The 4225-nt window shown below is 27.7% G+C and carries 7 protein-coding genes; 1 reads left to right on the forward strand and 6 read right to left on the reverse strand.

What is annotated here, in order from left to right; translation table 11 throughout:
- The 6 genes from IX290_RS11150 to IX290_RS11175 form a co-directional block, all read right to left on the reverse strand.
- On the reverse strand, positions 1–417 hold a 417-nt coding region (locus IX290_RS11150; protein ID WP_211493267.1), incomplete at its 3' end, for a hypothetical protein.
- Between the two features lie 19 nt (positions 418–436).
- Entirely contained in the window at positions 437–823 is a 387-nt protein-coding gene (locus IX290_RS11155) for an adhesion protein FadA (protein ID WP_211493268.1), read from the reverse strand.
- 826 nt (positions 824–1649) lie between these two features.
- Positions 1650–2030, reverse strand: coding sequence for an adhesion protein FadA (locus IX290_RS11160; protein WP_211493269.1), 381 nt, complete (start codon positions 2028–2030; stop codon positions 1650–1652).
- 498 nt (positions 2031–2528) lie between these two features.
- On the reverse strand, positions 2529–2903 hold the full coding sequence (locus IX290_RS11165; RefSeq protein ID WP_211493270.1) for an antA/AntB antirepressor family protein: 375 nt from the start codon (positions 2901–2903) through the stop codon (positions 2529–2531).
- A 59-nt stretch (positions 2904–2962) separates the two neighbouring features.
- Positions 2963–3163: a hypothetical protein gene (locus IX290_RS11170; protein WP_211493271.1), complete on the reverse strand. Its 201-nt coding sequence runs from the start codon at positions 3161–3163 to the stop codon at positions 2963–2965.
- Between the two features lie 235 nt (positions 3164–3398).
- Complete coding sequence (locus IX290_RS11175) at positions 3399–3563, reverse strand: ribbon-helix-helix protein, CopG family (protein ID WP_211493272.1); 165 nt, start codon at positions 3561–3563, stop codon at positions 3399–3401.
- Positions 3564–3763: 200 nt separating this feature from the next.
- Between IX290_RS11175 and IX290_RS11180 the strand changes: the two genes are divergently transcribed.
- The gene (locus tag IX290_RS11180; RefSeq protein ID WP_211493273.1) at positions 3764–4090 is read left to right on the forward strand and encodes a hypothetical protein; all 327 of its coding nucleotides are present in this window, start codon (positions 3764–3766) and stop codon (positions 4088–4090) included.
- The last annotated feature ends 135 nt before the right edge of the window (positions 4091–4225 follow it).

Genomic DNA, 4225 nt, shown 5'->3' on the forward strand with positions numbered 1-4225 from the left:
TTGTTCCAAAGATTTAGTATTTTCAATCTCTTCTGCTCTTGCTTTGTCAACAATTTTGTTCATCTCTTGAATCTGTTTCATTGCACTCTCCATTTTATATTTTAATTTTTCTTCTGGAGTCATGTTTCTTAATCTTTCTTCTTCAGCTTTCTTTTCAGCTTCGATTTTAGCTTGTTTTTCAGCCTCTAATCTTTTTTGTTCTTCAATTTTTGCCTTTTCAGCAGCTTTTTTAGCCTCTTCTTCAGCTTTTTTCTTTGCTATTTCCTGTTGTTTATAATACTCTCTTTTAACTTCCATTAATTTTATAGGATCATCTATAGTCCCTGGTTTATACTCAACTATTGGTGTAGCTCCTGAACATCCTGTCACTGCTGCTGCTAAAATTAACATTCCCGCAATATATATTTTTTTTCTCATATTCCTCCCTAAGTTAACCTTAATTTTGGTTTCCTCTAACAGCACTTATCTTTTGGAAATCTGAAACGATTCCCTCATTTACTGCAAGTGACTGTTCTAGTTTGCCTAAATACTCTTTATATTTTTTTGTTAAGGCATCAAAATCATCTTTAAAATATCTATTTTCCCTCTCGATACTTGCATTAGCAATTTTTTCTTTAACTGTAGCTATAGCTTCATTTAACTGCACAATTTTTTGTTCAGCAAGCTGACAGTTTACTTTTTCTTCTTCAAATCTTGCATTTTCTTCATTTACTAACTGTTGGTATTGTGCATCTAAATCTTGAAATTCTGCCGTAATGTCCTGTGAAGCATAAACCTGAGATACCAACAATGTTGCAAAAAGTACTACTAAAACTTTCTTCATAATGTCCTCCTTTTATTCGTTATGGGGATATTGGTCTCCATTTTTATACTTATTTTGACTTATTAAAACTTTCTTTTTTTTGTCAAAAAAATGTTCTCTATTTTTTCGCAATTTTATCACGAATAAAATAATTTTTCAACTATTAAAGTAATATATAAAAAAATTTAACTTTTAAAACCATATGAACTGTCTTAATTAAATATCTTTTGAATGATTTCAAAATATTATTATTTTTTTATATCCTGTATGTTATATATTTAACTCTAGTAGATCAATTTCCTTGGGCGCTATGTCGTTCATTTTTATGGATACGGTTAACAGAAAAATTATTGATATTGCGGAAAATAGGCAACTTGATTCATTAGAAAGCTATTTTTCTAAATTTTCCTTTGGATATCATTGCTTTTCTAGCCTCAGAAAACGTATCATGACAATTAAAGAACTAATTGATAGTAATACATGTAATATTTAAAGTTTGAATTTATTCAGCGTTTTTGTGATACCAAAATTTAAATATTAATGAAAATAAAGAGTGATTTAACAAAGAAAGAAAAAGATTTTGATAACTCGGTTAAACCTGAATCATCAAAATCTTATGAATTTTTATTTTGTTTTAGTTCATCAACACTTGATCTATACCCCTCTTACTAGACACAACAGTAAAGGGGATACGCAGTACCTGTAAAATACAAGAAACATCCATAAGTATTTGACTTTTAATTTAATATTTCCAGAAAAATGGGTACATATAACAATTGTAGCCTTTTTTATATCCGCCTAAATAAAAGAACAAAGACCTCAATTGGCAGCCTTTTAATCTGAATTACTATTTAGTTCTTAATGATTCGATTTTTTGGAAATCAGCTATAACAGCTTTTTGTCCTTCCATATCTACTGATAATTTTTGAAGAACTTTTTCATATTTTTTAGCCAGTTCTTGATATTGTTGTTTGTAGAATTTAGTATCTGATTCTGTAGCTAATTTTTGAGCTCTTTTAGTTAATTCTGAATAAACTTTTTCATTTTCAGCTAAAGCCACTCTTGCTGCATCTGCTTGAGCTTTTTCCTCTTTAAATCTAGTGTCCTCTTGAGTAGATAGGTTTTGATATTCAGCATCCAATAATTTTAATTCATCTAATAAATCAATTGAATCTGCGAACACTGTTGTTGATACTAATAATATTGATAATACTAATAATCTTTTCATCTTTTACCTCCGATTGTGTTTATGATTTCATTTACTCCCTTATTAAATTATATCTAACTCCGTCATAAATTACAATAGATTTTTTATCATTTATCTAAAATAGATTAAAAGAATAAATTAATCCAAGAAAAAACAATCCATCTCTCATATAAAATTTATATTTTATATAACTATTAAAATTATTATTTTAACGATTATAAAATATAATGTAACAAAAATAAAATATAAAAACTCGTAATCACTTCATATAAGTGTAAGTCGCAATGTGAAATGATAAAAATTTCAAAGTAAAATGATAATTTTTTTAAAATAGAACAAATAAAAAAACAACTCGAAAGTCCTTTTTAATTTTTAAAATGTTTTAATTAGTTCTTGATTAGCTCTCATTAATTGCCCAACCATTCTGAATTTATTATCAATCTTTTTGTTGCTCTCTCTTTCTAATTCTCTTCGATTAGCTATTTCTAACCATAAAGAATTTAAAAGTTCGTATAATTCTTATTCTCTCTTTTCAAGTTTAGCAATCTTCTCTTTATCCGCAGTATTACTTGTATTAGTCTTATTAGTTGTACTCTGAGTATTCCCTTTCTTATAATTAACTAAATATCTTCTTATATCTCTTCCTGTATCTGTATTCTCAATCAAAGCTAATTCGCAAGCCATATCAAGTGATAAAGCATAGTCATCTCCATACCAGATATAATCAACTCCATTTTGATAATCATATCTTTTAATTCTTCTTCTCATCCAGTCAGTAAAATAAGTTTTTACCTCTAGTTTAGTCCATAATTGTCTTGCACTAACTGCTGTTATTCCTGTTTTATCTTTAGATCCATCTTCATTAATAAAGCCTTTTACTTTCTCAAGTAACAATCCATCATCACAAGATAATACAGTTTCATTCTTTATTGATATTTGTTGTTCTAGCTTTTCTATGTATTGTATAATAGCTTTTCTATGTATTGTATAATAGCTCTTCTTACATACTTGCTTTCTCTTACTAATACTTGTTTAGCTTGGTTTAAAGTTAATATAAACATAGGTTGTTCCTTGTTTTGAGAATTTTTATAATACGACTCGGAAATTTTTCCGTCTCCTATTTCTTCTCCAAACTCGTTTCTTATAATTTTCAATAAATCATAATGTCGCAGTTCTATTTTCTCCCCTCTTGTTTTCTAAATAAATTAATTTGCTCTGTAAGTTCCAAACTTGTGATTTTATCTTGGTTACTCTTTTTAACCTTAATTACTTTCATATATACCTCACATAAAATTTGCATTTTAAAAGCTATTAAGGTATAGTATACTTGTCTAGGGTAGTAATACCTTAAAGCCCTTTAATTGCTTTTTAGAGTGATTGAAGGGTTTTTTATTTATTTGCCAATCTTCTTATCCCTTGTCTTACTCCTTCTCCTCTATCAATATTATTTTCTTTACAGTATCTATCTAATATATCAAGAGTATTTTGGTCTAATCTAACAGTAATTCTTTTAACTTTAGGATTATCAGTTGGCCGTCCAACCTTCTTTTCCATTATTCACCTCCTTATTATGTCTGACTATATTATGTATTAAGTCTGACATAATGTCAACTTTTTTATTTTTGAAATATAATGTAATTTTTTTCTTTTTAAACCTTCTTAAATTAGATATTATGAGCGAGCTAGAGTTTTATCTATTGAAAAACATTGTATTCGTTACTATAATATACATATCAGTCAAGGAGGTGAATTTTATGCATGATTCATATTTAGATACTGCTAATAGATTAGAAAGTATCTTGAGAAAATATTTGGATTGCCATTATAGTGATTTTGGAATAAAGGCTAACAATAATTTACTAAAATATGATTGGAAATCACCTATTAACTTTGCATTAGGAGTATTATACGAGAGAAATAGGGATTTAAAACATGATATTGATTCATTTTTAGGAAATGAACTTTATGAAGGTCAATCTATTGAAGAAGTTGTTGCTAATTATCCAACTCCAGAAGAAGGTTTGGCAAGAGTAAATGAAATAATAGATTTATTTGAAGCTCTATTAAAAAAAGGTAACTAACAAAAAAGCCTAGTCTATGATATGTACCCAGTTTTCTGGACATATTAAATAAAAACTTAAATACTTATGGATGCTTTCCTGTATTTTACAGGTGGCATCCATTTTGTTTTTTTCTGAATTCGCTCGTTGTTGTAA

The sequence above is a fragment of the Fusobacterium sp. DD2 genome, from assembly GCF_018205345.1.
In the GTDB taxonomy this organism is placed as follows: domain Bacteria; phylum Fusobacteriota; class Fusobacteriia; order Fusobacteriales; family Fusobacteriaceae; genus Fusobacterium_A.